Here is a 24526-nt window from a genome sequence, read left to right on the forward strand (position 1 = left end):
GATGCCACCAGTCCCATCACTTGAAGGAACGCCCCCATGTCTTGGACAAAACCTGCTTACACCGACCTGCGTATCGGCTTTGAAGTCACCATGTACTTCGCCAGCCGCTAATCTCTGCCTTGGCAGACATGCAGTACGACGCCTCGGTTATGCCGAGGCGTTTTATTTTCAGCGTTACTTTTAATTTCAACGTTGCAATGATGGAGCATCCATGCTTGTCCAGATTCTAGGTTCCGCCGCCGGCGGCGGTTTCCCCCAGTGGAACTGCAACTGCGTGAACTGCGCCGGTTTTCGCAACGGCAACCTGCGGGCCAAGGCGCGAACCCAGTCGTCTATCGCGATCTCCGATGACGGCGTGAATTGGGTGCTGTGCAATACCTCACCGGACATCCGTGCCCAACTCCAGAGCTTCGCCCCGATGCAGCCGGGCCGCGCGCTGCGCGATACCGGCATCGGCGCAATCATCCTGATGGACAGCCAGATCGACCACACTACCGGCCTGCTCATGCTGCGTGAAGGTTGCCCGCATCAGGTCTGGTGCACCGACATGGTCCACGAAGACCTGAGCACCGGGTTCCCGTTGTTCAACATGCTGACTCACTGGAACGGCGGCCTGATCTGGAACCGCATCGAACTGGACCAGAGCTTCAATATCCCGGCCTGCCCTAACCTGCTTTTCACTCCGCTGCCACTGCGTAGCGCCGCACCGCCCTACTCGCCGCACCGCTTCGACCCACATCCGGGCGACAACATCGGCCTGATCGTCGAAGACCTGAACACCGGCGGTAAACTGTTCTACGCGCCAGGCTTGGGCAAGGTCGATGCATCGTTGCTGGAGATCATGGCCAGCAGCGATTGCCTGCTGGTGGACGGTACGCTGTGGGACGACGACGAAATGCAGCGACGCGGCGTCGGCACCCGCACCGGTCGGGAAATGGGCCACCTGGCGCAGAACGGCCCGGGCGGCATGCTCGAAGTGCTGGAGCAATTGCCCGATCAGCGCAAGGTGCTCATCCACATCAACAACACCAACCCGATTCTTGATGAGGATTCGCCGGAACGCGCGGAGCTGGATCGACGCAATGTTGAAGTGGCGTATGACGGCATGAGTATTGTGCTGTAGGGATTAAGACCGCTGCGCGGTCATTCGCGAGCAGGCTCGCTCCCACAGGAGAATTCGATCAACTGTGGGAGCGAGCCTGCTCGCGAAGAGGCCAGTCCAGACACTAAGATTTCTACGGTTAGCCCCGGAGACCCGCAATGACCGACACCCCATTGTCCCCCGCCGAATTCGAAGCCGCCCTGCGCGCCAAAGGCGCCTATTACCACATTCACCACCCCTACCACGTGGCGATGTACGAAGGCCGGGCAACCCGCGAGCAGATCCAGGGCTGGGTCGCCAATCGCTTTTACTATCAGGTGAACATCCCGCTCAAAGATGCCGCGATCCTGGCCAACTGCCCGGACCGCGAGATCCGCCGCGAATGGATTCAGCGTCTGCTCGACCACGACGGCGCCCCCGGCGAAGACGGCGGCATCGAAGCCTGGCTGCGTCTGGGCCAGGCAGTCGGCCTCGACCCCGATCAGCTGCGCTCCCAGGAACTGGTGCTACCCGGCGTGCGTTTCGCTGTTGACGCTTACGTCAACTTCGCCCGCCGCGCCAGTTGGCAGGAAGCCGCCAGCAGTTCGCTGACCGAACTGTTCGCACCGCAGATCCACCAGTCACGCCTGGACAGCTGGCCGCAGCATTACCCATGGATCGACCCGGCCGGCTACGAGTATTTCCGTACGCGCCTGGGCCAGGCGCGCCGTGATGTCGAACACGGCCTGGCGATCACTTTGCAGCACTACACAACGCGGGAAGGCCAGGAGCGCATGCTGGAAATTCTCCAGTTCAAACTGGACATTCTTTGGAGCATGCTCGATGCCATGAGCATGGCCTACGAACTCAAACGCCCGCCCTATCACAGCGTGACCGGGCAACGGGTCTGGCACAAAGGAATCACCTTATGAGTTTCGATCGCAGCAAGACTCCAACCTGGCGTCCCGGCTACCGCTTCCAGTACGAACCGGCGCAAAAAGGCCATGTGCTGCTGTACCCGGAAGGCATGATTAAACTCAATGAAAGCGCCGCGTTGATCGGCGGTCTGATTGATGGCGAGCGGGATGTCGCAGCGATCATCGCCGAGCTCGACAAGCAGTTCCCCGGCGTGCCCGAGCTCGGTGACGACATCGAGCAATTCATGGAGGTCGCCCGTGCTCAGCACTGGATCGAACTTGCCTGATAACGCGTCAGACAAGTTACCGCCCAAACCGGAAATCGGCCTGCCGCTATGGCTGCTGGCCGAGCTGACCTACCGCTGCCCGCTGCAATGCCCATATTGTTCCAACCCACTGGATTTCGCCGAACAAGGCAAAGAGCTGACCACTGAACAGTGGATCAAAGTGTTCCGCGAAGCGCGGGAGATGGGTGCGGCGCAGTTGGGCTTTTCCGGGGGGGAACCGCTGGTGCGCCAGGACCTCGCCGAGCTGATCGCCGAGGCGCGCAAGCTGGGTTTCTACACCAACCTGATCACCTCCGGCATTGGCCTGACCGAGCAGAAAATCAGCGACTTCAAGAAGGCAGGCCTCGATCACATCCAGATCAGTTTCCAGGCCAGCGACGAGCAAGTGAACAACCTGCTCGCCGGCTCGAAAAAGGCCTTCGCGCAGAAGCTGGAAATGGCCCGAACGGTGAAGGCCCACGGCTATCCGATGGTGCTGAATTTCGTTACTCATCGGCACAACATCGACAAGATCGACCGCATCATCGAGCTGTGCATTGCCTTGGAGGCAGATTTCGTCGAACTTGCGACCTGCCAATTCTACGGTTGGGCGCAGCTGAATCGCGTGGGGCTGTTGCCGACCCGGGAACAACTGGTCCGTGCCGAACGCATCACCAATGAATACCGCGCCAGACTTGAAGCTGAAGGGCATCCGTGCAAGCTGATTTTTGTCACGCCGGACTATTATGAAGAACGCCCCAAAGCCTGCATGAATGGCTGGGGCAGTATTTTCCTGACCGTCACGCCGGACGGAACGGCGCTGCCGTGTCACGGTGCCCGACAGATGCCGGTGCAATTTCCCAACGTGCGCGACCACAGCATGCAGCACATCTGGTACGACTCGTTCGGCTTCAACCGTTTTCGCGGTTACGACTGGATGCCCGAGCCGTGCCGCTCCTGCGACGAGAAGGAAAAAGACTTCGGCGGCTGTCGCTGCCAGGCATTCATGCTCACGGGTGACGCGAGCAATGCCGACCCGGTGTGCAGCAAATCGCAGCATCACGGCGTGATCCTCAAGGCCCGCGAAGAGGCTGAGCACGCGACCCAGACCATTGAACAACTGGCCTTTCGCAATGAACGAAACTCACGCCTCATCGCCAAAAGCTGAACCCTTCAGCGCCGCCAAAGCCGTTGCGGCCGGCATCGATTTTGCCGAACTGCTGGTCGGCCAACAGGGCTTGTTCTGGAACGAATACCGCCCGGAGGACGCCGCCTGCCGCATCTGGCATTGGCGCAATGGCGCAGCGAAATGCCTGACGCCGCCGGGCTTCAGCGTGCGCAGTCGGGTGTACGAATACGGTGGTGGCGCGTTTTGTCTGACGGACGATGGGGTGGTATTCGTCAACGAGGCCGATCAGCAGCTGTATCACCAATCGCTAAAGGATGAGGCACCCGAGGTGCTGACATCCGGCATCTGCCGCTACGGCGACTTACAGTACGCCAAGGGTCAGGTGCTGGCGGTTGAAGAAAACCGTGATCGGCACCGCCTGGTGGCGATCGATCTGGCCGACCGCAAGCGCCATTTGCTGGCCGAAGGCGCCGACTTCTACGCCGCCCCGACCCTCAGTCCTGATGCGCGGCGTCTGGCGTGGATCGAGTGGAGTCGCCCGGATCAACCCTGGACCGCGACCCGTTTGATGGTTGCCGAACGCCAGGGCGTTGGTGAATTTGGACCGGCCCGCTGCGTGGCCGGTGATGGCGCTGAAGAATCCCTGCAACAACCACGGTTTGATAGCAGCGGCCGATTGCTGTGCCTGACGGATCGTGGCGGTTACTGGCAGCCTTGGATCGAGTCGGCAAACGGTCTGATCCCATTGCCGAGCGCAGCGGCCGATCATGGCCCTGCCCCTTGGCAACTCGGCGGCTGCACCTGGTTACCGCTGGGCGAGGACCATTATCTGGCGAGTTGGACCGAAGGCGGTTTTGGCCGACTGGGCGTTTGCGGGGCCAGTTGTGAAGCATTCACGGGCGACTACAGCCGCTTTCGCAGCCTCGCCCTGGATGAGCAATTCATTTATTGCATCGCGGCCTCGCCGGTCAGCTCCTCGGCGGTGATCGCCATCGACCGCCAGACCCGGCAAGTCAAGGTGCTGGCCGGCGGCATCGCGCCTTTGCCCGCCGAGCAAATCAGCCGCCCGCAAACCTTGCGCTATCCAAGCGGATCGGGCGAGGCCCACGGTTTCTTCTACCCGGCGATGACTGGCGAAGCAAAACCGCCACTGGTGGTGTTCATCCACGGCGGACCGACATCCGCGTGTTACCCGATGCTCGATCCGCGCATTCAGTACTGGGCCCAGCGCGGTTTCGCCGTGGCCGACCTCAACTACCGTGGCAGCAGCGGCTATGGTCGGGCTTACCGCCAGGCGTTGCATTTGGGTTGGGGGGATGTCGATGTCGAAGACGCTTGCGCGGTGGTCAGCCATCTTGCCGAACGCGGATTGATTGACGGTGCCAAGGCGTTCATTCGCGGCGGCAGCGCCGGTGGTTACACCACACTTTGCGCGCTGGCCTTCCACGACGTGTTTCGGGCCGGCGCCAGTCTTTATGGGGTCAGCGATCCCGTCGCCTTGGGTCGGGCGACACACAAGTTCGAGGGCGACTACCTGGATTGGCTGATCGGCGATCCCGTACAGGACGCCGAGCGCTACGCCGCAAGAACGCCGTTGTTGCATGCGGGCAACATCCGCGTGCCGATGATCTTCTTTCAGGGGGAACTGGATGCCGTGGTCGTGCCACAACAAACCCGTGACATGGTGGAGGCGTTGCAGAACAAAGGCATTCTGGTCGAGGCTCATTACTATGCGGACGAACGCCACGGCTTTCGCAAGGCCGGCAACCAGGCCCATGCGCTGGAGCAGGAATGGATGTTTTATCGGCGGGTGATGGATCAGGAAGACTGAGGTCTACGCTCAGAACAGAAATTGTGTCGTCCCGTTCGCGAGCAGGCTCGCTCCCACAGATTTTGTGTACACCACATACCCTGTGGGAGCGGGCTTGCCCGCGAAAGCTATCTACCGGGCGACACAATACTCAGCGCTTGGCGATGATATACACCGCATGCACGATCCCCGGGATGTAACCACACAGGGTCAACAGAATATTCAGCCAGAACGCCCCGCCGAATCCTACTTGCAGAAACACACCCAACGGCGGCAACAGAATGGCGATGATGATGCGAATAAAATCCATGGGTTCAGCTCCTGATTGAAGTCGGCTCATGCGAACCATACATGCAATCGACCTGTGCCGTTGGTCAGGGTTCAGCCCGACTATTCACGCGAGTATCTCCAGACCGTGTTTCTGAACGATGCTCAGCAGCTTCAGCGCCATACCGCTGGGGTGTTTATCACCTGCTTCCCATTGCTTGACGGTGGAAGCGCTGGTGTTCAGGTAACGCGCGAAGACCGGCTGGCTGACATTGTTGCGCTCGCGCAATGCTTTGATCTGCTCTGCCGGGATTGCCTCTGGCACTGTAGCGAGACATGACTCATCGAATTCACGCATGGTCGCTTTGCTGATTGCACCAATGGCATACAGGGCACTGGCCGATTCGTGGATCGACTCCGCTATTTCACTTTTGTATTTTTTACCCATGAGGTATCTCCATAAACTCCTTGATATCCAGCAAGCGCTGGATTTCGATCTCGGTCAACCCTCCGTATGTCTTGGCTAATTCACGTAAGTCGGCCAAGTGCTTCAGAGTGATGTTGCTCTGATCCTTCTTCGCATAGAGAAACTGATAAACCCAGTAACGGCTACCCTTTGCCAAAAGAATCGACCGATGCCGATTGGCATTCAAACGCTTCTTCCAGACCCCGCCACCGAGATTAATCGCCTGCCCTTTGAGCATTTCGGTGAATGCCTCCCGAAGCTCGTCATCACCGATCCAGGCCTTCGCGGCCTGCATCGCAAAACGTTTTGTCTTGAACAGCCTTGGTGACATTGGCATCCCTTCCTAAAAACATACCACCCAGTGGTATAGAATTCAAAGCCAACGCCACAACAATATTGTTTCGCTGGCATCGGCACTCCTTGCCGACGCCCTCTAAAAAGCCATTGATCCAGTCATAGCTCAAGCCGAGATTGCCTTTGGCAAAACCCGGCCACAAAAAAACGCCCCACGCCAAAAAAATCAGGCGTGGGGCGCGCGTTATACCGCGAGACGGTTCGGGAATTCGTGCGGGATGCTTCTGCGTCAGACGGCAATCCCTTTGCGGCACTGCACTTGTGCGGTGCGTACTCGGGAGAAGGCGCGGGCCAGGCGCAGCAGCATTTCGTCAATGTTGGCTTTGCTGACAGTCAACGCAGGGGTAAAGCGCAGGCAGTCCGGTTGTGGCGCATCGAGCAGCAAGCCTTCGTACAACGCCGCTTTGACCACGTCGTCGGCGCAATCGTCTGATAGGGTCAGGCCCCAGAGCAGCCCTTGGCCGCGCAATTCGCCGTGGCCATAACGATGGGACAAACGCTGCAGGCCTTCACGCAGGTGCTGGCCGGTTTCCCCGACATGCTCGAGAAACCCTTTGTCCTGCACGCTGTCGAGTACGGCCAGGCCCGCCGCGGTCATCAGCGCATTGCCATGATGGGTGCCGCTCAGTTCACCGGTGTCAAAGCAGCAGGCCTTGCCCCGCGCCAGCAAGGCCGCCAGGGGCACGCCACCACCCAGCCCTTTGCCGAGCACCACGATATCGGCCCGGACGCCGTAGGCTTGTTCGGCGAGCAAGGTGGCGCAGCGACCGATGCCGGTTTGCACTTCGTCGAGGATCAGCAGGATGCCAAGTTCACGGCACAGTCGCTCGACGCCTTTGAGGTAACGCGCCGTGGCCGGCATCACCCCGGCCTCGCTCTGGATCGGCTCGAGCATGATCGCCACCGTCTGCTCATCCACGGCCGCGTGCAGCGCCGGAAGATCATTGAACCGCACATGGTTGAAGCCCGGAAGCTGCGGCTCGAATCGATTGATCAGCGTCGAACTGTCCGACGCCGGAATCGTCCCCAAACTACGGCCATGACAACCCTTGTTGGCAACGATGATTCGCGAGGCACCACCACGGTGCTGTTGGCCCCATTTGCGCGCCAGTTTGATCGCTGCTTCACAGGCTTCGCTGCCGGTGTTGAGCAAATACGCCTGGTCGCTGCCGGTGCTGGTGCACAAGCGCTCGGCGAGGTTGAGCCTGCCGCGATTGTGCAAGCCGAAACCGGGATTGATCAGTGTCTGAGCCTGCGCCGTTATCGCGTTGACCAACGCCTTGGGGCTGTGACCGAGGCTGTTGGCCCCGCCCCCCTGGGAAAAATCCAGATAGGCGCGGTCATCGCTGTCCCACAGCCATGAGCCCTGGCCGCGCACAAAAACCTGCTGCGGCCGCTCGACACTGGGCATCAGACACTCACTGGAAAGGTTGTCGCCACTGGACGGGAAAGAAGCGTTCGTCACCAGATCATCAAGACTCGGCGAATGACGGCGCAGGCTGAACAAATTCATTTGTTCAACCCTCGTTTGAGGTTTTTTGCATTACCAATGTAAACACCATCGAAGCAAACGGTATTCATCGTGTTCTGTGGCCCTGTAAGCCTTGTGAATATCGGTAGACTAGGCTCAGACAAGGCGTTGAGCCATTTCGATTTCCCAGCATTTTCGATAAGTATTACTTATGGATTTCAAGCAACTGCGTTATTTCGTCGCGGTCTATGAAGAAGGCCATGTGGGCCGGGCCGCCGAGCGACTGTCCATCTCCCAACCGGCGCTGTCCCAGCAGATCCGCCACCTCGAACAGATCCTCGATGTGAGTCTGTTCGAGCGCAGCAGCAAACGCCTGCTGCCGACGCTCGCGGCCCACACGCTGTACAACCACGCCCTGCCCTTGCTCGACGGTCTGCAACGGGCACGCGAGGCGCTAGGCAATTTCAAGGGGCAAGCGCTGCGTACGCTGGCCATCGGTGTCTTGCAGACCGTGCATACCAGCCTGGTGCCGCAGATGCTCGAACGGGTACGCAGGGAGCAACCGCATCTGGTGGTGCAGATCTATGAACTGACGGGCCTGGAAATCGAGCGACGACTGCTCAATGGCTCACTGGATATCGGCATCAGCTACTTGCCGCCCCGCCAACCGGGGCTGCATGGCGTGATGTTGTACGAAGATGAACTGACCCTTGTGATCCCGGCTGAGCATCCATTGCGGGAATTCAAGAAAGTATCCATGAGCCAGGCTGCCGAATTGCCCATGCTGCTCCTGGGTGAAGAGTTTCAGGTGCGGCAAATCTGGCAGGCGCAATTGGCAAATCTGGGGCGTCGGCCACAGGTGCAAGCCGAACTGAACAACATGGCCGGGATTCTCGACAGCCTGCCGCACACGCGGTTGGCGACTGTGCTGCCGGGGCGTTCACAAAAGGCGCATGGCAATAAGGATTTGCTGTGGAAACCCCTGAGCGAACCACGGGTGCCACTGAAAGTCGGATTGGTGTGTCGCGATGTGCAACGGCAACAGGCCTCGCTGGCGTTGCTGCGGACATTGCTTGAAGAGGTGATGAGTCGGCCGGATGAACGGGATGGCCTGAGCTGAATACTTTTTCGCAGGCATAAGAAAACCCCGCCGAAGCGGGGCTTTGCAGACTGTTTCCCTGACATCCATTTCACTCCGCCGTCCTGGCAGAATCCTACGTGTCCGTGTTGTTGCTTTGCGCTTCCTGCGCGACGTCCATGAGAAGTAGATTAGCTGTGGATCCAATCTGCTTCTATGGGAGAAAAGCAGCACGTCATGTAAGAGAATGCTTACATGACGTTACATTGTCAGAACTGTGCCGCCTCCAGCAGAAACAGCGACTCGCTGCCGGCTTTCACCGAGGCGCTCAACGAGTGAATACGCGGCAGCAGGCGGGCAAAATAAAACCGCGCCGTGCCCAGTTTGCTCGCATAGAAATCGTCCTGCGCTTCCTTGCCGAACGCTGCCTTGGCCATCAAGGCCCACATGTAAGCGTAGGCCACGTAACCGAAGGTTTGCAGGTACTCGACCGACGCCGCGCCGATTTCGTTCGGATTGGCTTTCGCACGATCCAGCAACCAGGCCGTCAGTTCGTCGAGAGTGGTCACGGCGTCGTTCAACGGTTTGGTGAACTCCGTCAGATCAGTGCTGGCGGTCGCGGTGAAGTGACGAATCTCGTCGGCGAACAGCTTGTAGAACGCGCCGCCGCTGCCGACGATCTTGCGCCCCACCAGATCCAGCGCCTGAATGCCATTGGTGCCTTCGTAGATCTGGGTGATACGCACGTCGCGCACCAATTGCTCCTGGCCCCATTCGCGGATGTAGCCGTGGCCGCCGAACACCTGCTGGCCGTGCACGGTGGTTTCCAGGCCGAGATCGGTGAGGAACGCCTTGGCCACCGGGGTCAGCAGCGCCACCAGGTCTTCCGCGCGTTTGCGCGTGGTGGCGTCTTCGCTGAACTTGGCGGTGTCCAGTTGCATCGCCACGTAGGTCGAGAAAGCACGGCCGCCTTCGTTCGAGGCTTTCATGGTCAGCAACATGCGACGCACGTCCGGGTGGACGATGATCGGGTCGGCCACCTTGTCCTTGTTCTGCGCGCCGGTCGGCGAACGGCTTTGCAGGCGGTCACGGGCATATTCGACGGCGTTCTGGTAGGAGCGCTCGCCGCTGGCCAGGCCCTGGATGCCAACGCCCAGACGTTCGTAGTTCATCATGGTGAACATCGCCGCCAGGCCTTTGTTCGGCTCGCCGACCAGATAACCCACGGCTTCATCGAAGTTCATCACGCAGGTCGCGGACGCCTGGATGCCCATCTTGTGTTCGATCGAACCGCAATTCGCCGGGTTGCGCGCGCCCAGGCTGCCGTCGGCATTGACCAGGAATTTGGGCACCAGGAACAGCGAAATGCCTTTCGGCCCCGCCGGCGCGTCCGGCAGCTTGGCCAGCACCAGATGGATGATGTTTTCGGTGAGGTCGTGCTCGCCGCCAGTGATGAAGATCTTGGTGCCGCTGACCTTGTAGGAACCGTCGGCCTGAGGTTCGGCCTTGGTGCGGATGATCCCCAGGTCGGTGCCGGCATGCGGCTCGGTCAGGCACATGGAGCCTGCCCAGACCCCGGCGTACATGTTCGGAAGATAGGCGGCTTTCAGTTCTTCGCTGGCGTGGGCATTGATCGACAGGCAAGCCCCGGCGGTCAACATCGGGTACAGGCCGAACGACAGGCTGGCGGAGTTGACCATCTCTTCGACCTGGGCCGAAACCGCCTTGGGCATGCCCATGCCGCCGTAGGACGGATCACCGCCCACGCCGACCCAACCGCCTTCAGCGTAAGTCTGATAGGCCTGTGGGAAACCGGCCGGGGTGGTGACAGCACCGTCCGCCCAGTGGCAACCTTCTTCATCAGCCGCGCGGCTCAGGGGTGCGATGCTTTTGCTGGTGACCTTGCCGGCTTCTTCGAGAATGGCTTCGACCGTTTCAACGTCAACGGTATCGGCCAGCGCCGGCAACTCGGCCCAAAGTTTGGCGACCTCGAATACTTCATTGAGGACGAAGCGCATATCGCGCAGGGGCGCTTTGTAGTCAGCCATGGCAAACCTCGCAAGATCTAATACTGGTGATTCACAGGAATAGTGTTTTGAATGGGTCCGAGTGTAACCCAACAACTTTTGCGACACATAGGGTCAGCACATGACCGTTTTGTAATTTTTGGTCATCGCCGTGTGCGAGGAATGAAAAGATGAATCTGTAGGAGCGAGCTTGCTCGCGAAAAACCTGAGGGCGCCATTGGGTGTCAGGTTTCACACGTTATCGTTCACGACCATCGCGAGCGAGCTCGCTCCTACAAAAGGCTGGCGTCAGAGCGCAAACAACTCCGCCGGCAGCTGCATCAGGCAGTCACTCCCCGCCTCGATCGCCGCCCGATGAGCGGCGGTACGCGGCAACAATCGCTTGAAGTAAAACTCGGTGGTCGCCAGTTTCGCCCGACAGAAATCGGCATCGCCTTCCCCCGTTTCAAGCTGTGCCTGCGCCACCAACGCCATACGCAACCACAGGTAGCCGAGGACGATGTAGCCGCTGTACATCAGGTAATCCACCGACGCGGCACCCACTTCATCCGGGTTTTTCATCGCCGCCATGCCCACCTGGGTCGTCAACTCACCCCATTGCTGGTTCAGCTCATTGAGCTGAGCCACATAGCTGGCCAATTGCGGATGCCCGGCGTTCGCCGCGCAAAACTTGTGAACGATTTTGGTGAAGCCACGCAGCAGTTTGCCCTGGCTGCCGAGGACTTTGCGCCCAAGCAGATCCAGCGCCTGGATGCCGTTGGTGCCTTCGTAGATCGGTGCGATGCGGCAATCGCGCACCAGTTGCTCCATCCCCCACTCGCGGATAAAGCCATGACCACCAAACACCTGCATGCCGTGGTTGGTCACTTCCAGGCCGGTTTCGGTCATGAAGGCCTTGCAGATCGGCGTCAGGAACGCCAGCAGGTCTTCGGCATCCTGACGCGCCGTTTCATCCGCACCCAGGTGCGCGGCGTCCAGCAACTGCGCAGTGAAGTAGGTCAGTGCGCGGTTGCCTTCGTTGAAGGCCTTCATGGTCAGCAACATCCGGCGTACATCGGGATGCACGATGATCGGGTCGGCCGTTTTTTCCGGGGCTTTAGGACCGGTCAACGCACGCATCTGCAAACGCTCATTGGCGTACCTGATCGCGCCTTGAAAGCTCGCCTCGCCCAGACACAAGCCCTGCATGCCGGTGCCCAGCCGTGCGTGGTTCATCATGGTGAACATGCAGTTCAGGCCCTTGTTCGCTTCACCGATCAAAAAGCCCTTGGCCTCGTCGAAATTCAGTACGCAAGTGGCCGAAGCCTTGATGCCCATTTTGTGTTCGATGGAGCCGCAAGACACACCATTGCGCTCTCCTGCTTCACCCGCGGCATCAGGCAGGAACTTGGGCACGATAAACAGCGAAATGCCTTTGGTCCCGGCCGGTGCATCCGGCAGTTTCGCCAGCACCAGGTGAATGATGTTGTCGCTCATGTCATGTTCACCGGCAGAGATGAAAATCTTGCTGCCGGAGATGGCATAGCTGCCGTCGGCCTGGGGTACGGCGCGGGTCTTGATAATGCCCAAGTCGGTGCCGCAATGGGCTTCGGTCAGGCACATGGTGCCGGTCCACTGGCCGGCGGTGAGTTTGCTCAGATAGGTCTGTTTCTGCTCTTCGGTGCCGTGGGCGTGGATCGCCGACATGGCGCCATGGGTCAGGCCGGGGTACATGCCCCACGACGTATTGCTGGAAGCCACCATTTCGCTGATGACCAGCCCCAGAGAGCTGGGTAAACCCTGGCCGCCGTAGGCCGGATCGGCCGCCAGGCCATGCCAGCCACCTTCCACATATTGTGCGAAAGCCTGCTTGAAACCTTTGGGCGTCGTCACCACGCCATTGTCGAAATGGCAGCCCTCTTCGTCGCCGCTGCGATTGAGGGGCGACAGCACGTTCTCACAGAATTTCGCGCCTTCCTCAAGGATCGCATTGATCATGTCCGGGCTGGCGTCATTGGCGCCCAGCGCCGCGTAGTTGCTGTGATAGTCGAAGACGTGGTCGATCAGAAAGCGCATGTCGCGCAGGGGAGCTTTGTACTCGGGCATGGTCATTTCTCCGGCGGCAGATGTGTTCAACCTACTGCCGGCAACCATGCCTCACAATCACAGTCCAGACGCTGAATGCGCCATCATCACTCAACCGTAGCGGCGTCCATGCGCACGGCGCCACGGCGGTTCTGCCCGAATGCCATCACGCAGTTACGCCCGGCGCCCTTGGCGCTGTAGAGCGCCTGGTCGGCGGATTTGAGCACTTCTTCGGGGGTGCGTTGCTCAACCCGTTCGGCGACGCCGATGCTGACGGTGACCGACACGCTCGAAGCGGCAGAACCGGAGCGACGCTGGCGCCCCTGATTATCATCCTGCGGACGGCTGTCCTGATTGCGCAGATGAATGTTGTAGGTGGCGATGGATTCTCGGATCACTTCCAGGTGCGGCATGCATTCTTCGAGAGTCTTGCCTGCAAACACCAGGGCGAACTCTTCACCACCGTAGCGATACGCCTTACCGCCGCCACCGATTTTGGACAGTTTGCTGGCCACCAGTCGCAACACCTGGTCACCGACATCGTGGCCGTGGGTGTCGTTGAATTTCTTGAAGTGGTCGACATCGCTCATCGCCAGCACGTAGTTGCGTCCCAGACGCTGCATGCGTTCGTTCAGTGCGCGGCGGCCCGGCAGCCCGGTCAGCTCGTCGCGGAAGGCCATTTGATAAGCCTCATGGGCGACGGCGGCGGCGATCATCAACATCACCTGGCTGCACATGATGTTCAGGGTGAACGGCAGAATGAAAGTTTTCGGCAACATCCAGAACAGCCCGAGCAAGCCCACCAGTTGTGCGGCGTGGAGCGGTCTCGGGTTGCGCCAGTACTGCCAGGCCAGCAGCACGAACGACGCGATGAACACCGGGTACGACAGCTGGATCAGGCTCATCCAGGCGCCGTGCAAGGCCGGCCAGCGAATCTCCGACAGCCACATCAGCAACGCTTGTGGATAGCTCTGCTCCAGCCCCAACGCCACGCTGCCCACCGCCAGCAACACGGCGAAACGCGCCACCATGTCCTGGAACAGGTGCGTTCGCTCCTGCCACGCAGCGAATACGCCAAACAGCAACGGCAGCAACAGGCAGCACAAATGAAAGACCACCGCAGCGTCTTCGCGCACTTTGCCGTTGTCGCGGTAATAGTCAGTCTGGGTGTCGAGCAGGAAGTAGGCGATGTACACCGTGACCATCAGAAACAGTTCACGTTGACGTCGGTAAACCGCGCAATAAGCACCGCCAAGCAGCAGCACCAAGGTCGGCAGTACGTTGAACAGCGAGGTGAAGAAGACGTTCAGGTCCTTGACGTACGCAGCCGCAAGCCCCGCCAGCAACAGCAGCAACGACGGCAGGAAATGACTGAAACGTACAGCGGAAGAACGCGGCAAGGGTAAAGCTCCGACCGTCATAGCAATTTGATGGCATTGTGCCTGCAATGCAGGCCAATAAGCACACACATTCTGACCAAGGTCACATGGCCATCATTGTTAACGGCAGAAGCCCAGACTTACTGAGCAAGTGGACGAGGTTTTTTTCGGCAATGCGTAACCGTATGCAACACCAGCCACCGCCCCCTTCAACAAGGTCGGTGGCTAAGTTGCGGCGGGATTTTTCCAATCAAATATCGTTGTTGAAGGGTTGCAACGGCCCTTCTTCAGGTCGGCGACCTTCAGCACCGATCGGTTTGAGCTGGATGTTGGCGTCCATTGCCTGGCGGGTGGTGATCTTCAGGCTGACCGGTTTTTGCGTCACGGCGGTTTCATCGCCCACATGACCCTGAGGCAACACCAGCGAGGGATGATCGAAGGGTGCCCGTTCCCACGCGACTCGCGGGTCGGTCAAGCCGACCTCCATGAATTTGACCACGGCATCCACTTCATCGGGGGTCAGGTTCAGGTTGGTCATGTCCGGATCGAGGTTCGAGCCGTTGTGCTGATTGACCACCGGGTGCTCGAATCCACTGGTGTTGCTCGCGTCTTCGCCACGGCGGTCGCCGCCACGGTTGTAGAACTCCATGACTTGTTTGAGCGTCGAGCGACTGCCGTTGTGGAAATACGGCCCGGTCAGCGCGATGTTGCGCAGCGTCGGTGTCTTGAAGGCGCCGTCGACCGCATCGCGGAAACCAACGTTTGGCGCAAGCGTCGCATCGCAGGGAATCGCTGCGCTCAACGGTGCTTCAAAGGTGCAGACATCGACAGCCAGCGAGTCAGGAATCTTCCCGCCTTGCAGCAGCGTGTTGTATTGACGGGTGAAGGACAGCGGATTGCCCCAGGCATCGGCGCCGCCGAGTGCGAGGTCTTCCGAGGTTGGCCGCACGCCGGTGTTGTAGAAACCGTTGTCGTAGAGCGTAGTCAGGCCGTCCGCCATGACCATGCGCTCGATGCGCTCACGGGGATGGAGTTGCAAGCGGCTGGCGGCGTTGGTCAGTTCCGCACCGCCATGGCAGTTGACGCACTTGCCCTTGCCCAGGAACAGATTCATACCCTGCACCTGCTGCTCGTTCATGGCCGTGTGATCGCCCTGCAGCCAGGCGTCCAGCGGCGCCTGGTCCGACACCAGTGTGGCTTCATACATCTGGATCGCCAGACCGAAGAACAGCGGAAAGTTAGCCTCCATCTGGGTGTAGGGCGCACCACCCACCAACACCTGCTGCGTGGCATTCCACAGGCGTGGCTGGAAAGCGTTCTTGATCAGTTCACGGTAGGTCGGGCGGCGAGCGCCGGAAACCGGGCCCAGCACAGAATCGGTGGACGAGATGCGTTGCTGCTTGAGCATCAGCGTATCGAGCATGCGCCGGCCAATGTCGGCAAAGGTGCGCCCGCCGCAGGACATTTCCACGGCACTGCCGGGCGGGCCTACCGCCTGCGAAGCGGCAGAAGCATCGTTGAGCGCCAGCCGCACTTTGAGCGCCACACCGCTGCTGTCCTTGGTCACGTAGATCCCGGCGTCGGGGTCGCGGTTGCCGAATGGTGAAAAACCGTTGAACACGTTATTGGCCCGGCCGTCCCAGAAATTGCGCACGTTGAACGCGGCGTTGATCACTGACGGCGCATTGCGCCCGGTGCTGCGTCGCACATTGATGCCGCCGACCTGGAAGATGCTGTCCGGCTGCTGTGTGCACTTGTCGAAGCGCGGCTGATTCGGTTTGACGAAGTTGGCGTCAAACACACCCTGTGAGCCGATCACATCGTCGGTCGAATAGAGGATCGCAGAGTTGCGATCCAGCGGGTTCGCCAGCACATGGGTCGGGAAATCGGTTTTCTTCAACGGATAATTCGGCCCGCCCTTGCCGCCGGATCGGGTGGTGTAGGAGGGCACGTCGCCGGGAATGTCGGATGCCGTGAACGGTTTGTTGAAAATCGAAGCGACGTTGGCGTTGGTGTGCGCCTGGCCCGGGTTGATCTGGTTGGTGGTCCGGTGATCGACCCCGGCGTGGTAGTGGCAGGATGCACAAGCGGTGGTGCTGTCGCTGCCGACCTCCATGTCCCAGAACAGGGCCTTGCCCAGCAGGATCGCCGCCGAGCGGTTGAGTACGTAGTCGGTCATCAGATCGACCTTGCGCCCGCCCTCGGTGCCGGATGGATCGGGTGGCGTCATGCCGCGCAACGATTGCAGGCTCGGTACTTCCGGTATGGGCGGCTCAACCTCTTCGGGGTCAGCGGCGAAAACCGGGTTCACTGACAGGCAACCGATGAGCGCACAGACCAGAGGGAGGCTGCGCAGGATGTGTAGATTTTTGACCATGATGACACTCCCGATTCAGAACGGAGTTGCCAGGCTCCGGATAACCCGTTGCGAGATGGACTCATGGCCAGAAACCTTGCTGCCGGCGCTCGCAGCAATCTCTAACTTAAGTTGCTGGACGCAGGGCATGACTAGACTGGCGAAGTGCTCGCTAATCGTTGGCTGATAAGTATTGGCGCGTCGCTCTGCGGCGACGCTTGATTGCACTGTAGTCGTAACAAATAATTTCAGCAGCATTTATTTACAATTTTTTAATGCGCGTAATTCGGCGCTCGGCACTTACGCAACCTCGGGGTAAAACGCCCCCGGCATTGGGGACAACCCCCCACAAACAAAGACTGACAGGCCGTCGACTCCTCATTCCGCGCCACCATTCGGATTGGCAAAGTAATTGCTGATTCAACAAGAGCAGACAGTCGACATATAAGCGACTTAATTATTGAAGCCTCTTATCACCGCTCAATAGCCATGAGGCGCTTACTTGCACTTCATAAACTAGCCCTGCACGTTTAGTTTGCAAAAAACCTGTAGGAGCGAGCTTGCTCGCGATGGACTTTAATTCGACGCGTTTAATCAGGAGCACGCGTTATTATTAACGTCCATCGCGAGCAAGCTCGCTCCTACAGACGAGAAAGAAACAGGCAAAAAAAACCGCCAGCCCCGAAGGACCAGCGGTTTTTTGAAGATCGGCGCTAAGGCTTAGTAACCCAGCGCGAAGTCTTCTTCTTTCATGTCCATCAGGTTGTTGGCGCCCGACAGCATGGTTGCAACGTGAGTGCGGGTACGCGGCAGGATGCGCTGGAAGTAGAAGCGCGCAGTCTGCAGCTTGGCGGTATAGAACGCCTCCTCGGAAGTGCCGGCAGCCAGTTTCTCGGCCGCCAGGCGCGCCATGTCGGCCCAGAAATAGGCCAGGCAGGCGTAACCGGAGTACATCAGGTAGTCCACCGAGGCCGCGCCGACTTCTTCGCGATCCTTCATGGCAGCCATACCGACCTTCATGGTCAGCTCGCCCCATTCCTTGTTCAGTGCAGCCAACGGTGCAACGAACTCTTTGACCGCTTCGTTACCTTCGTGGGTCTGGCAGAACTTGTGCACGATCTTGGTGAAACCTTTGAGGGCTTCGCCTTGAGTCATCAGTACTTTACGACCCAGCAGGTCGAGTGCCTGGATGCCGGTGGTGCCTTCGTACAGCATGGAAATGCGGCTGTCGCGAACGTTCTGCTCCATGCCCCACTCGGCGATGAAACCGTGGCCGCCATAGATCTGCACGCCGTGGTTAGCCGATTCGAAACCGACTTCGGTCATGAAGGCTTTGGCAATTGGGGTCATGAACGCCAGCAGTGCGTCGGCTTTCTTCTTCTCTTCTTCGTCCACGCCGTACTTGACGATGTCGACTTGCTTGGCGGTGAAGTAAACCATCGCACGGTTGCCTTCGGCGAACGCCTTCATGGTCAACAGCATGCGGCGTACGTCAGGGTGCACGATGATCGGGTCGGCCGCTTTGTCCGGCGCTTTCGGGCCAGTCAGCGAGCGCATTTGCAGGCGATCGCGAGCGTATTTCAGGCCGCCCTGGAAGCCGACTTCAGCGTGGGCCAGGCCTTGCAGCGCGGTACCCAGGCGTGCGGTGTTCATGAAGGTGAACATGCAGTTCAGGCCTTTGTTCGCCGGGCCGATCAGGTAACCGGTGGCCGCGTCGAAGTTCATCACGCAGGTGGCGTTGCCGTGGATGCCCATCTTGTGTTCCAGGGAACCACAGGACACCGCGTTACGTGCACCGATCGAACCGTCTGCGTTCGGCAGGAATTTCGGCACGATGAACAGGGAAATGCCTTTGGTACCGGCCGGTGCGTCCGGCAGGCGGGCCAACACGATGTGGACGATGTTGTCGGCCATGTCGTGTTCACCGGCCGAGATGAAGATCTTGGTACCGGAGACTTTGTAGGAACCGTCGGCCTGAGGCTCGGCCTTGGTGCGCAGCATGCCCAGGTCGGTACCGCAGTGAGGTTCGGTCAGGCACATGGTGCCGGTCCACTCGCCGGACACCAGCTTGGTCAAGTAAGCCTCTTGCTGCTCAGGCGTGCCGTGCTCGGAGATGGTGTTCATTGCGCCGTGCGACAGGCCCGGGTACATGCCCCACGACCAGTTGGATTCGCCCACCATTTCGCTGATGGCCAGACCCAAGGATTCCGGCAGGCCTTGACCGCCGTGCTCGACGTCGTGGGCCAGGCTTGGCCAGCCGCCTTCGACGAACTGCTTGTACGCTTCCTTGAAGCCAGTCGGGGTCTTAACGCCGGACTCGCTCCAGGTGCAGCCTTCAAGGTCGCCCACACGGTTCAGCGGAGCCAGTACCTGCTCACAAAACTTGGCGCCTTCTTCGAGAATGGCGTCAACCATGTCCGGAGTTGCGTCCGCGCAAGCCGGAAGGCTCTGATAGTGCGCTTCGTAGCCGAGCAGTTCGTCACGAACGAAGCGAATATCACGCAAGGGGGCCTTGTAGTCAGGCATAGCGATAAACCTCTGCTGATGTAACCGGGAATGAACGACCGCGTGGATTTGTTGTGGCGGTCAAACAGTTGTTTGAAACATACGTTTACGCCAAAAGCTTGTCAAGCGCCGATCTTTTGCCATTCGTCATCGCCCCATCGCCACACCCACGCGCACGGCAACGCAACGGCGCTCGACGAGCTACACGCAGTGTAGGAAAGAATAGTTTGCAGAGAAGGACTTACGCAGAAAAACGCCGCGAATGATCGCGGCGTCGGCGTTGCGGGTTCAGAAGCGTCAGGCGAAGGTATCGATCAACGTACCGAGCATTTCATCGGATGCCTTGGCAACTTTGACACCCAGTTCCACCTGAAATTTACCCTGGGCCATCTCCACCATGCTGCTGGTCAGGTCCGATTGCTGGCTGCGATCGACCGAACGCAGGCGATCAACCTGAACCTCGGATGACTGGCTGGTGACCGAGCCCTCGATCGTATTATTGGCGATCTGCCCGGCGGCTTGATCAACACGGTTCTGCCCTGTCTGAATAGTGCTCAGACCGGCGTAAAAAGCAGTGCTTCCTGAGATTTCCATGGGAGAACCCGTCCTTGCAAAGGATCAACAGCGGGCATTGAAGCAGACGCGTGAGCAAAACGCCCGACAAAAACACTAATGGCACAGTGCCTTGTCATAGACAACGCCCACACCTTCAGTCCAGCAAATCCAGCTGAAGATGCTCCGCCACCGCTTCGGCCGTGACCAATTTGAGTTTCGGCACCCGCCCAAGACACGGCGCCGGGATTCGCTCGGCCAGTGTCGCCAGATTCTCTTCCAGCCGCGAGGTCTTGGCATCGATGATATTGGCCACCCACCCCGCCAGTTGCAAACCGTCCTGGGCGATGGCCTCGGCGGTCAGTAACGCATGGTTGATGCACCCCAGGCGCACGCCGACCACCAGAATCACCGGAAGACCCAGCGCCATCGCCAGGTCCGACAGATTGTCCTGATCCGCCAGCGGCACGCGCCAGCCACCGGCGCCTTCGATCAAGGTGAAGTCGGCTTGCATGTCGAGAATCTGCTGCATCGGCACCAACAGCGACTGCACCGTCAATGCCACACCCGCCTCGCGTGCCGCCAGGTGCGGGGCAATGGGCGGTTCGAAGGCGACCGGATTGACCTGTTGATAAGTCAGCGGCACCGAGCATTCCGCCTGCAGCGCCAACGCATCGGCGTTGCGCAAGCCTTTGGGCGTGACATCGCAACCGGAGGCGACCGGTTTACCCGCCGCTGTGCTCAGGCCCGCAGACCTTGCGGCGTAGAGCAAACCGGCGGCCACCGTGGTTTTGCCGACATCGGTGTCGGTGCCGGTGATGAAATAGGCTGCGCTCATAAGGGTTTCTCCATAACGGCGTACACCACTTGATAAGTCGCCGGCAGGCCCTGGGCCTGACGAAACTGCTCATAGGCCTCGATCAACCCCAGAATCCGCGCCCGACCGGTCAGTCCACCCGGCCGGCCAGGGTTGAGGTTGTGCGCGCCCAGCGCCTTGAGCTCATGGGTCAGGCTGCGCACATCCGGGTAGTACAGCACGTGGGGACGGGTTTGCAGACTGATCGGCTGCAAACCGCTGGCCGCGCATAACTGCTGATAATCCGCGAACTCACGGAAGCGGTTGACGTGCACCATGCCATCCACCTGCCGCCAACTGTCACGCAGTTCAAACAACGTGCCCACGCACAGACTAGCAAACGCGAAAATTCCGCCAGGCTTCAGCACGCGATGAGCCTCGCTGAGTACCGAAGCGAAGTCCGCGCACCACTGCACCGCCAGGCTGGAATAGATCAGGTCGCAGGTCGAATCGCGCAGCGGAAGATTCTCGGCATCGCCAGCGATGAAGTGCGTGGCGCCGCCCAATGGTCGGGCGTGATTGAGCATGCCTTCGGCGATGTCCAGCGCCACGCCGTGCCCCGTCGGGAACCGCTCACCCAGCGCGCGACTGAAATGCCCGGTGCCACAGCCCAGGTCGAGCCAGCGCCCCGGGACGAAATCGTCCGGCAAACGGCTCAGCAGCTGGCTGCCGACATCACGCTGCAATTCGGCCACGCTGTCATAACTCTCCGCGGCACGGGAGAAGGAAGCCGCTACCTGGCGTTTGTCAGGCAACCCCCCAGGTGGGGTGGGAAGGGATAAGTCAGTCATCGCCGCACTCATGCAAAAAGGCCTGGATCGCCCCCGCCACACCGTGGGGATCTTCCAGAAGAAACGCGTGGCTGGCCTGTTCGATCAGGCCGATTTCGACATCGGGCAGCAACGTCAGCACGTCGCCCGCCGCTTCGGCAGGCACCAGCCCGTCGAGGCCGGCGAACAGGTGCAACTGTGGACCGCGAAAAGCCTGCAAGGCTTGCCGGGTATCCAGTTGCGCGAGCACTTCCAGGCCGCTCATCAACATGGGTGCTGCGCTATGTGGCGCACCACCGAGCAGCAACCGAGACAACCCGCGCGGGTCTTCGGCGCCTTGTGCGCAGAGCAACGAAAAGCGTTTCAAAGTCATGCGCGGGTCGGCGATGCAGTTCGCCAGAAACGCATCGAAGGTTTCCCCGGGCATCGCGCTTGGCCACTGCTCATGGGCGACAAAAGAAGGGTTACTGGCCAGCGTAAACAAGCCGCAGCACCGATCACCGCGACGCGCCGCCAACTGCGACGCAAGCATGCCGCCCAGCGACCAGCCGCCGAGCCAGGTGTCCTGGGGGATCGTCGAGTCGAGCTCATCGAGCCATTCTTCAGGATCGCTCGATTCCAGTTCCGGCAATGGCTCGATTTCCACCCGCAGGTGCTCGTCCAGGCCTTGCAGGGCCGCGGCCAAGGGTTCCAGCGGCGAAATTCCGAGGCCCCAGCCGGGCAGCAGAATCAGTCGGTCACGCATCGCTTGGCTCCGGTCCAAGTTGTTTAAAACAATCGGCCAGTCCCTCTAACAATAGCTGCACCTGCGCTTCGCTGTGAGCGGCGGTCAGGGTCACGCGCAGACGGGCGCTACCGGCAGGCACGGTCGGCGGGCGGATCGCGGTCACCATCAAGCCGCGTTCGCGCAGCATCTGCGACAAGCGCACCGCGCGCCCGGCGTCGCCAATCATGATCGGCTGGATCGGCGTGAAGCTGTCCATCAGTTCCAGGCCGATCTGCTCGGCGCCCTGGCGGAACTGACGGATCAGCGTCTGTAAATGCTCACGACGCCAGTGCTCGCTGCGCAGCAGATCCAGGCTTTTCAGCGTGGCGCAGGCCAGGGCCGGCGGTTGGCTGGTGGTGTAGATGTAAGGTCGGGCGAACTGGATCAGGCTCTCGATCAGCTCTTCGCTGCCGGCGACAAACGCCCCCGCCGTGCCGAACGCCTTGCCGAGGGTGCCGACCAGCACCGGCACGTCTTCCATGCTCAATCCGAAATGCTCGACGATGCCGCCGCCATTCGCGCCCAGCGGGCCGAAACCGTGAGCATCGTCGACCATCAGCCACGCGCCCTTGGCCTTGGCTTCCCGGGCCAATGCCGGCAGATCGGCGATATCGCCGTCCATGCTGAACACACCATCGGTGACCACCAGCGTATTGCCGGTGGCTTTCTCAAGACGTGCGGCCAGGCTCGCCGCATCGTTGTGCAGGTAGCGATTGAAACGCGCCCCCGACAACAATCCCGCATCCAGCAGGGAGGCATGATTGAGCCGGTCTTCGAGCACCGTATCGCCCTGCCCCACCAACGCCGTGACTGCACCGAGGTTGGCCATATAGCCGGTGGTGAACAGCAAGGCACGCGGACGGCCGGCCAGGTCGGCCAGGGCTTCTTCCAGGGCGTGATGCGGGCCGCTGTGGCCGATCACCAGATGCGAAGCACCGCCGCCAACCCCCCATTTCGAAGCACCCGCGCGCCAGGCTTCGATCACTTGCGGGTGATTGGCCAGGCCCAGGTAGTCGTTATTGCAGAACGCCAGCAGCGGCTGGCCATCGACCACCACTTCAGGGCCCTGCGGGCTTTCGAGCAGCGGGCGTTGGCGGTAAAGGTTTTCGGCACGACGGGTAGCCAGGCGTGCGGCGAGATCGAAAGACATGCAGGCCTCGTCTATCCAGTGACACAAGTCCACTGTGGGAGCGAGCCTGCTCGCGAAGAGGGCCTCACCTTCAACAAAAATGTCGATTGTCAGATCCCTTTCGCGAGCAGGCTCGCTCCCACAGGGTTTTGCATTTCAATCAGGTCAATGGTGGGCGATTCAAACAGCCGCGTTGTAAAACTGCTCGCTGCTCTTGTGCTCCACCAGCGCCTGCTCAATAGCCGCCTGATGCACTTCGTCGGCATGTTCTTCGCGAGCTTCCGGCAGGATCCCTAAACGCCCGAACAGTTGCATGTCCTTGTCGGCCTGCGGGTTGGCGGTGGTCAGCAGTTTCTCGCCGTAGAAAATCGAGTTGGCGCCGGCGAAGAACGCCAGGGCCTGCATCTGCTCGTTCATGGCTTCGCGGCCGGCGGACAGGCGCACGTGGGATTTGGGCATCAGGATCCGGGCGACGGCGAGCATGCGGATGAAGTCGAACGGGTCGACGTCGTCGGCGTTCTCCAGCGGCGTGCCGGCCACTTTCACCAGCATGTTGATCGGCACCGACTCCGGATGCTCCGGCAGGTTGGCCAGCTGGATCAGCAGGTTGGCACGGTCATCGAGGGACTCGCCCATGCCGAGGATACCGCCGGAACAGATCTTCATCCCCGAATCACGCACGTATGCCAAGGTTTGCAGGCGCTCGCTGTAGGTGCGGGTGGTGATGATGCTGCCGTAGAACTCCGGCGAGGTGTCGAGGTTGTGGTTGTAGTAGTCGAGGCCAGCCTTGGCCAGCGCTTCGGTCTGCTCCTGATCCAGGCGACCGAGGGTCATGCAGGTTTCCAGGCCCAGGGCCTTCACGCCTTCGACCATCTTCAACACATACGGCATGTCCTTGGCCGAGGGGTGCTTCCACGCCGCGCCCATGCAGAAACGGGTCGAACCGATGGCCTTGGCACGAGCGGCCTCTTCGAGGACCTTCTGCACCTCCATCAGCTTTTCTTTTTCCAGGCCGGTGTTGTAGTGACCGGACTGCGGACAATATTTGCAATCTTCCGGACAGGCGCCGGTTTTGATCGACAACAGGGTCGACACCTGGACGCGGTTGGCGTCGAAATGCGCGCGGTGCACGGTCTGCGCCTGGAACAGCAAGTCATTGAATGGTTGAACGAAGAGTGCTTTGACTTCGGCCAAAGACCAGTCATGACGCAGGGTTGCAGAGGTGCTGGCGCTCATGGGCGTTACCTTTATTTTAAGCCGTACAAGGTTTTATGCTGGGCAAG

General features: G+C 60.1%; 22 protein-coding genes. 7 read left to right on the plus strand and 15 right to left on the minus strand.

Annotated features, from left to right (window positions below; genetic code table 11):
* Nucleotides 1–36: 36 nt before the first annotated feature.
* The 6 genes from pqqA to CKW21_RS21320 all read left to right on the plus strand — a co-directional run bounded on the left by pqqA (nt 37) and on the right by CKW21_RS21320 (nt 5224).
* Nucleotides 37–111 carry a pyrroloquinoline quinone precursor peptide PqqA gene (gene pqqA, locus CKW21_RS21295; protein ID WP_003422658.1) on the plus strand — a complete coding sequence of 25 codons (75 nt, stop codon included), beginning with the start codon at nt 37–39 and terminating at the stop codon, nt 109–111.
* Nucleotides 112–211: 100 nt separating this feature from the next.
* Nucleotides 212–1123, plus strand: a complete 912-nt coding sequence (gene pqqB / locus CKW21_RS21300; RefSeq protein ID WP_095195885.1) for a pyrroloquinoline quinone biosynthesis protein PqqB — start codon at nt 212–214, stop codon at nt 1121–1123.
* Nucleotides 1124–1260: 137 nt separating this feature from the next.
* Nucleotides 1261–2013: a pyrroloquinoline-quinone synthase PqqC gene (pqqC, locus tag CKW21_RS21305; RefSeq protein WP_095195886.1), complete on the plus strand. Its 753-nt coding sequence runs from the start codon at nt 1261–1263 to the stop codon at nt 2011–2013.
* Nucleotides 2010–2285 (plus strand): pyrroloquinoline quinone biosynthesis peptide chaperone PqqD, encoded by a 276-nt coding sequence (gene pqqD / locus CKW21_RS21310; protein ID WP_095195887.1) that lies wholly within the window; start codon nt 2010–2012, stop codon nt 2283–2285. Before pqqC ends, pqqD begins: the two co-directional genes overlap by 4 nt.
* Nucleotides 2278–3432, plus strand: a complete 1155-nt coding sequence (pqqE, locus tag CKW21_RS21315) for a pyrroloquinoline quinone biosynthesis protein PqqE (RefSeq protein ID WP_170948705.1) — start codon at nt 2278–2280, stop codon at nt 3430–3432. Before pqqD ends, pqqE begins: the two co-directional genes overlap by 8 nt.
* Nucleotides 3398–5224, plus strand: coding sequence for a S9 family peptidase (locus tag CKW21_RS21320; RefSeq protein ID WP_095195889.1), 1827 nt, complete (start codon nt 3398–3400; stop codon nt 5222–5224). The genes pqqE and CKW21_RS21320 overlap by 35 nt, the downstream gene beginning before the upstream one ends.
* Nucleotides 5225–5354: 130 nt before the next feature.
* Here CKW21_RS21320 and CKW21_RS21325 read toward each other — a convergent pair whose 3' ends face one another.
* From CKW21_RS21325 to CKW21_RS21340, 4 genes are all read right to left on the minus strand, one after another.
* Nucleotides 5355–5513 (minus strand): YqaE/Pmp3 family membrane protein, encoded by a 159-nt coding sequence (locus CKW21_RS21325; protein ID WP_003228885.1) that lies wholly within the window; start codon nt 5511–5513, stop codon nt 5355–5357.
* A gap of 84 nt (nt 5514–5597) precedes the next feature.
* Nucleotides 5598–5918: a DNA-binding transcriptional regulator gene (locus tag CKW21_RS21330; RefSeq protein ID WP_095195890.1), complete on the minus strand. Its 321-nt coding sequence runs from the start codon at nt 5916–5918 to the stop codon at nt 5598–5600.
* Complete coding sequence (locus CKW21_RS21335; RefSeq protein WP_095195891.1) at nt 5911–6267, minus strand: type II toxin-antitoxin system RelE/ParE family toxin; 357 nt, start codon at nt 6265–6267, stop codon at nt 5911–5913. The genes CKW21_RS21330 and CKW21_RS21335 overlap by 8 nt, the downstream gene beginning before the upstream one ends.
* Before the next feature lie 252 nt (nt 6268–6519).
* The gene (locus CKW21_RS21340) at nt 6520–7803 is read right to left on the minus strand and encodes an aspartate aminotransferase family protein (protein ID WP_095195892.1); all 1284 of its coding nucleotides are present in this window, start codon (nt 7801–7803) and stop codon (nt 6520–6522) included.
* 169 nt (nt 7804–7972) lie between these two features.
* Between CKW21_RS21340 and CKW21_RS21345 the strand changes: the two genes are divergently transcribed.
* Complete coding sequence (locus CKW21_RS21345) at nt 7973–8881, plus strand: LysR family transcriptional regulator (protein WP_095195893.1); 909 nt, start codon at nt 7973–7975, stop codon at nt 8879–8881.
* Nucleotides 8882–9108: 227 nt separating this feature from the next.
* On the opposite strand, the gene CKW21_RS21350 is transcribed toward CKW21_RS21345, so the two are convergent.
* The 11 genes from CKW21_RS21350 to bioB all read right to left on the minus strand — a co-directional run bounded on the left by CKW21_RS21350 (nt 9109) and on the right by bioB (nt 24479).
* Complete coding sequence (locus tag CKW21_RS21350; protein WP_095195894.1) at nt 9109–10887, minus strand: acyl-CoA dehydrogenase C-terminal domain-containing protein; 1779 nt, start codon at nt 10885–10887, stop codon at nt 9109–9111.
* A gap of 267 nt (nt 10888–11154) precedes the next feature.
* Nucleotides 11155–12951 (minus strand): acyl-CoA dehydrogenase C-terminal domain-containing protein, encoded by a 1797-nt coding sequence (locus CKW21_RS21355; protein WP_095195895.1) that lies wholly within the window; start codon nt 12949–12951, stop codon nt 11155–11157.
* An 86-nt stretch (nt 12952–13037) separates the two neighbouring features.
* Nucleotides 13038–14330 (minus strand): GGDEF domain-containing protein, encoded by a 1293-nt coding sequence (locus CKW21_RS21360; RefSeq protein ID WP_095195896.1) that lies wholly within the window; start codon nt 14328–14330, stop codon nt 13038–13040.
* A 229-nt stretch (nt 14331–14559) separates the two neighbouring features.
* Entirely contained in the window at nt 14560–16686 is a 2127-nt protein-coding gene (locus CKW21_RS21365) for a cytochrome-c peroxidase (protein WP_095195897.1), read from the minus strand.
* A gap of 699 nt (nt 16687–17385) precedes the next feature.
* A complete protein-coding gene (locus tag CKW21_RS21370; RefSeq protein WP_095195898.1) occupies nt 17386–19191 on the minus strand; it encodes a phenylacyl-CoA dehydrogenase in 1806 nt (601 codons plus the stop codon).
* 276 nt (nt 19192–19467) lie between these two features.
* Entirely contained in the window at nt 19468–19764 is a 297-nt protein-coding gene (locus CKW21_RS21375; protein ID WP_095195899.1) for a pyrroloquinoline quinone biosynthesis protein PqqE, read from the minus strand.
* A 115-nt stretch (nt 19765–19879) separates the two neighbouring features.
* Nucleotides 19880–20560, minus strand: coding sequence for a dethiobiotin synthase (bioD, locus tag CKW21_RS21380; protein WP_095195900.1), 681 nt, complete (start codon nt 20558–20560; stop codon nt 19880–19882).
* Nucleotides 20557–21369, minus strand: coding sequence for a malonyl-ACP O-methyltransferase BioC (gene bioC, locus CKW21_RS21385; protein WP_095195901.1), 813 nt, complete (start codon nt 21367–21369; stop codon nt 20557–20559). The genes bioD and bioC overlap by 4 nt, the downstream gene beginning before the upstream one ends.
* Entirely contained in the window at nt 21362–22093 is a 732-nt protein-coding gene (locus tag CKW21_RS21390) for an alpha/beta fold hydrolase (protein WP_095195902.1), read from the minus strand. The genes bioC and CKW21_RS21390 overlap by 8 nt, the downstream gene beginning before the upstream one ends.
* Nucleotides 22086–23264, minus strand: coding sequence for an 8-amino-7-oxononanoate synthase (gene bioF, locus CKW21_RS21395; RefSeq protein WP_095195903.1), 1179 nt, complete (start codon nt 23262–23264; stop codon nt 22086–22088). The genes CKW21_RS21390 and bioF overlap by 8 nt, the downstream gene beginning before the upstream one ends.
* 159 nt (nt 23265–23423) lie before the next feature.
* A complete protein-coding gene (gene bioB / locus CKW21_RS21400; RefSeq protein WP_095195904.1) occupies nt 23424–24479 on the minus strand; it encodes a biotin synthase BioB in 1056 nt (351 codons plus the stop codon).
* Between the last annotated feature and the right edge of the window lie 47 nt (nt 24480–24526).

It is taken from the genome of Pseudomonas sp. Irchel 3A7 (assembly GCF_900187565.1).
Taxonomy (GTDB): domain Bacteria; phylum Pseudomonadota; class Gammaproteobacteria; order Pseudomonadales; family Pseudomonadaceae; genus Aquipseudomonas.

What these genes read in the sequence shown, in the direction of transcription:
- pqqB (WP_095195885.1), top strand. Translation starts at nt 212, where the DNA reads ATGCTTGTCCAGATTCTAGGTTCCGCCGCCGGCGGCGGTTTCCCCCAG.
- pqqC (WP_095195886.1), top strand. Translation starts at nt 1,261, where the DNA reads ATGACCGACACCCCATTGTCCCCCGCCGAATTCGAAGCCGCCCTGCGC.
- pqqD (WP_095195887.1), top strand. Translation starts at nt 2,010, where the DNA reads ATGAGTTTCGATCGCAGCAAGACTCCAACCTGGCGTCCCGGCTACCGC.
- CKW21_RS21320 (WP_095195889.1), top strand. Translation starts at nt 3,398, where the DNA reads ATGAACGAAACTCACGCCTCATCGCCAAAAGCTGAACCCTTCAGCGCC.
- CKW21_RS21325 (WP_003228885.1), bottom strand. Translation starts at nt 5,513, where the DNA reads ATGGATTTTATTCGCATCATCATCGCCATTCTGTTGCCGCCGTTGGGT.
- CKW21_RS21330 (WP_095195890.1), bottom strand. Translation starts at nt 5,918, where the DNA reads ATGGGTAAAAAATACAAAAGTGAAATAGCGGAGTCGATCCACGAATCG.
- CKW21_RS21335 (WP_095195891.1), bottom strand. Translation starts at nt 6,267, where the DNA reads ATGTCACCAAGGCTGTTCAAGACAAAACGTTTTGCGATGCAGGCCGCG.
- CKW21_RS21340 (WP_095195892.1), bottom strand. Translation starts at nt 7,803, where the DNA reads ATGAATTTGTTCAGCCTGCGCCGTCATTCGCCGAGTCTTGATGATCTG.
- CKW21_RS21345 (WP_095195893.1), top strand. Translation starts at nt 7,973, where the DNA reads ATGGATTTCAAGCAACTGCGTTATTTCGTCGCGGTCTATGAAGAAGGC.
- CKW21_RS21350 (WP_095195894.1), bottom strand. Translation starts at nt 10,887, where the DNA reads ATGGCTGACTACAAAGCGCCCCTGCGCGATATGCGCTTCGTCCTCAAT.
- CKW21_RS21355 (WP_095195895.1), bottom strand. Translation starts at nt 12,951, where the DNA reads ATGCCCGAGTACAAAGCTCCCCTGCGCGACATGCGCTTTCTGATCGAC.
- CKW21_RS21365 (WP_095195897.1), bottom strand. Translation starts at nt 16,686, where the DNA reads ATGGTCAAAAATCTACACATCCTGCGCAGCCTCCCTCTGGTCTGTGCG.
- CKW21_RS21370 (WP_095195898.1), bottom strand. Translation starts at nt 19,191, where the DNA reads ATGCCTGACTACAAGGCCCCCTTGCGTGATATTCGCTTCGTTCGTGAC.
- CKW21_RS21375 (WP_095195899.1), bottom strand. Translation starts at nt 19,764, where the DNA reads ATGGAAATCTCAGGAAGCACTGCTTTTTACGCCGGTCTGAGCACTATT.
- bioD (WP_095195900.1), bottom strand. Translation starts at nt 20,560, where the DNA reads ATGAGCGCAGCCTATTTCATCACCGGCACCGACACCGATGTCGGCAAA.
- bioC (WP_095195901.1), bottom strand. Translation starts at nt 21,369, where the DNA reads ATGACTGACTTATCCCTTCCCACCCCACCTGGGGGGTTGCCTGACAAA.
- CKW21_RS21390 (WP_095195902.1), bottom strand. Translation starts at nt 22,093, where the DNA reads ATGCGTGACCGACTGATTCTGCTGCCCGGCTGGGGCCTCGGAATTTCG.
- bioF (WP_095195903.1), bottom strand. Translation starts at nt 23,264, where the DNA reads ATGTCTTTCGATCTCGCCGCACGCCTGGCTACCCGTCGTGCCGAAAAC.
- bioB (WP_095195904.1), bottom strand. Translation starts at nt 24,479, where the DNA reads ATGAGCGCCAGCACCTCTGCAACCCTGCGTCATGACTGGTCTTTGGCC.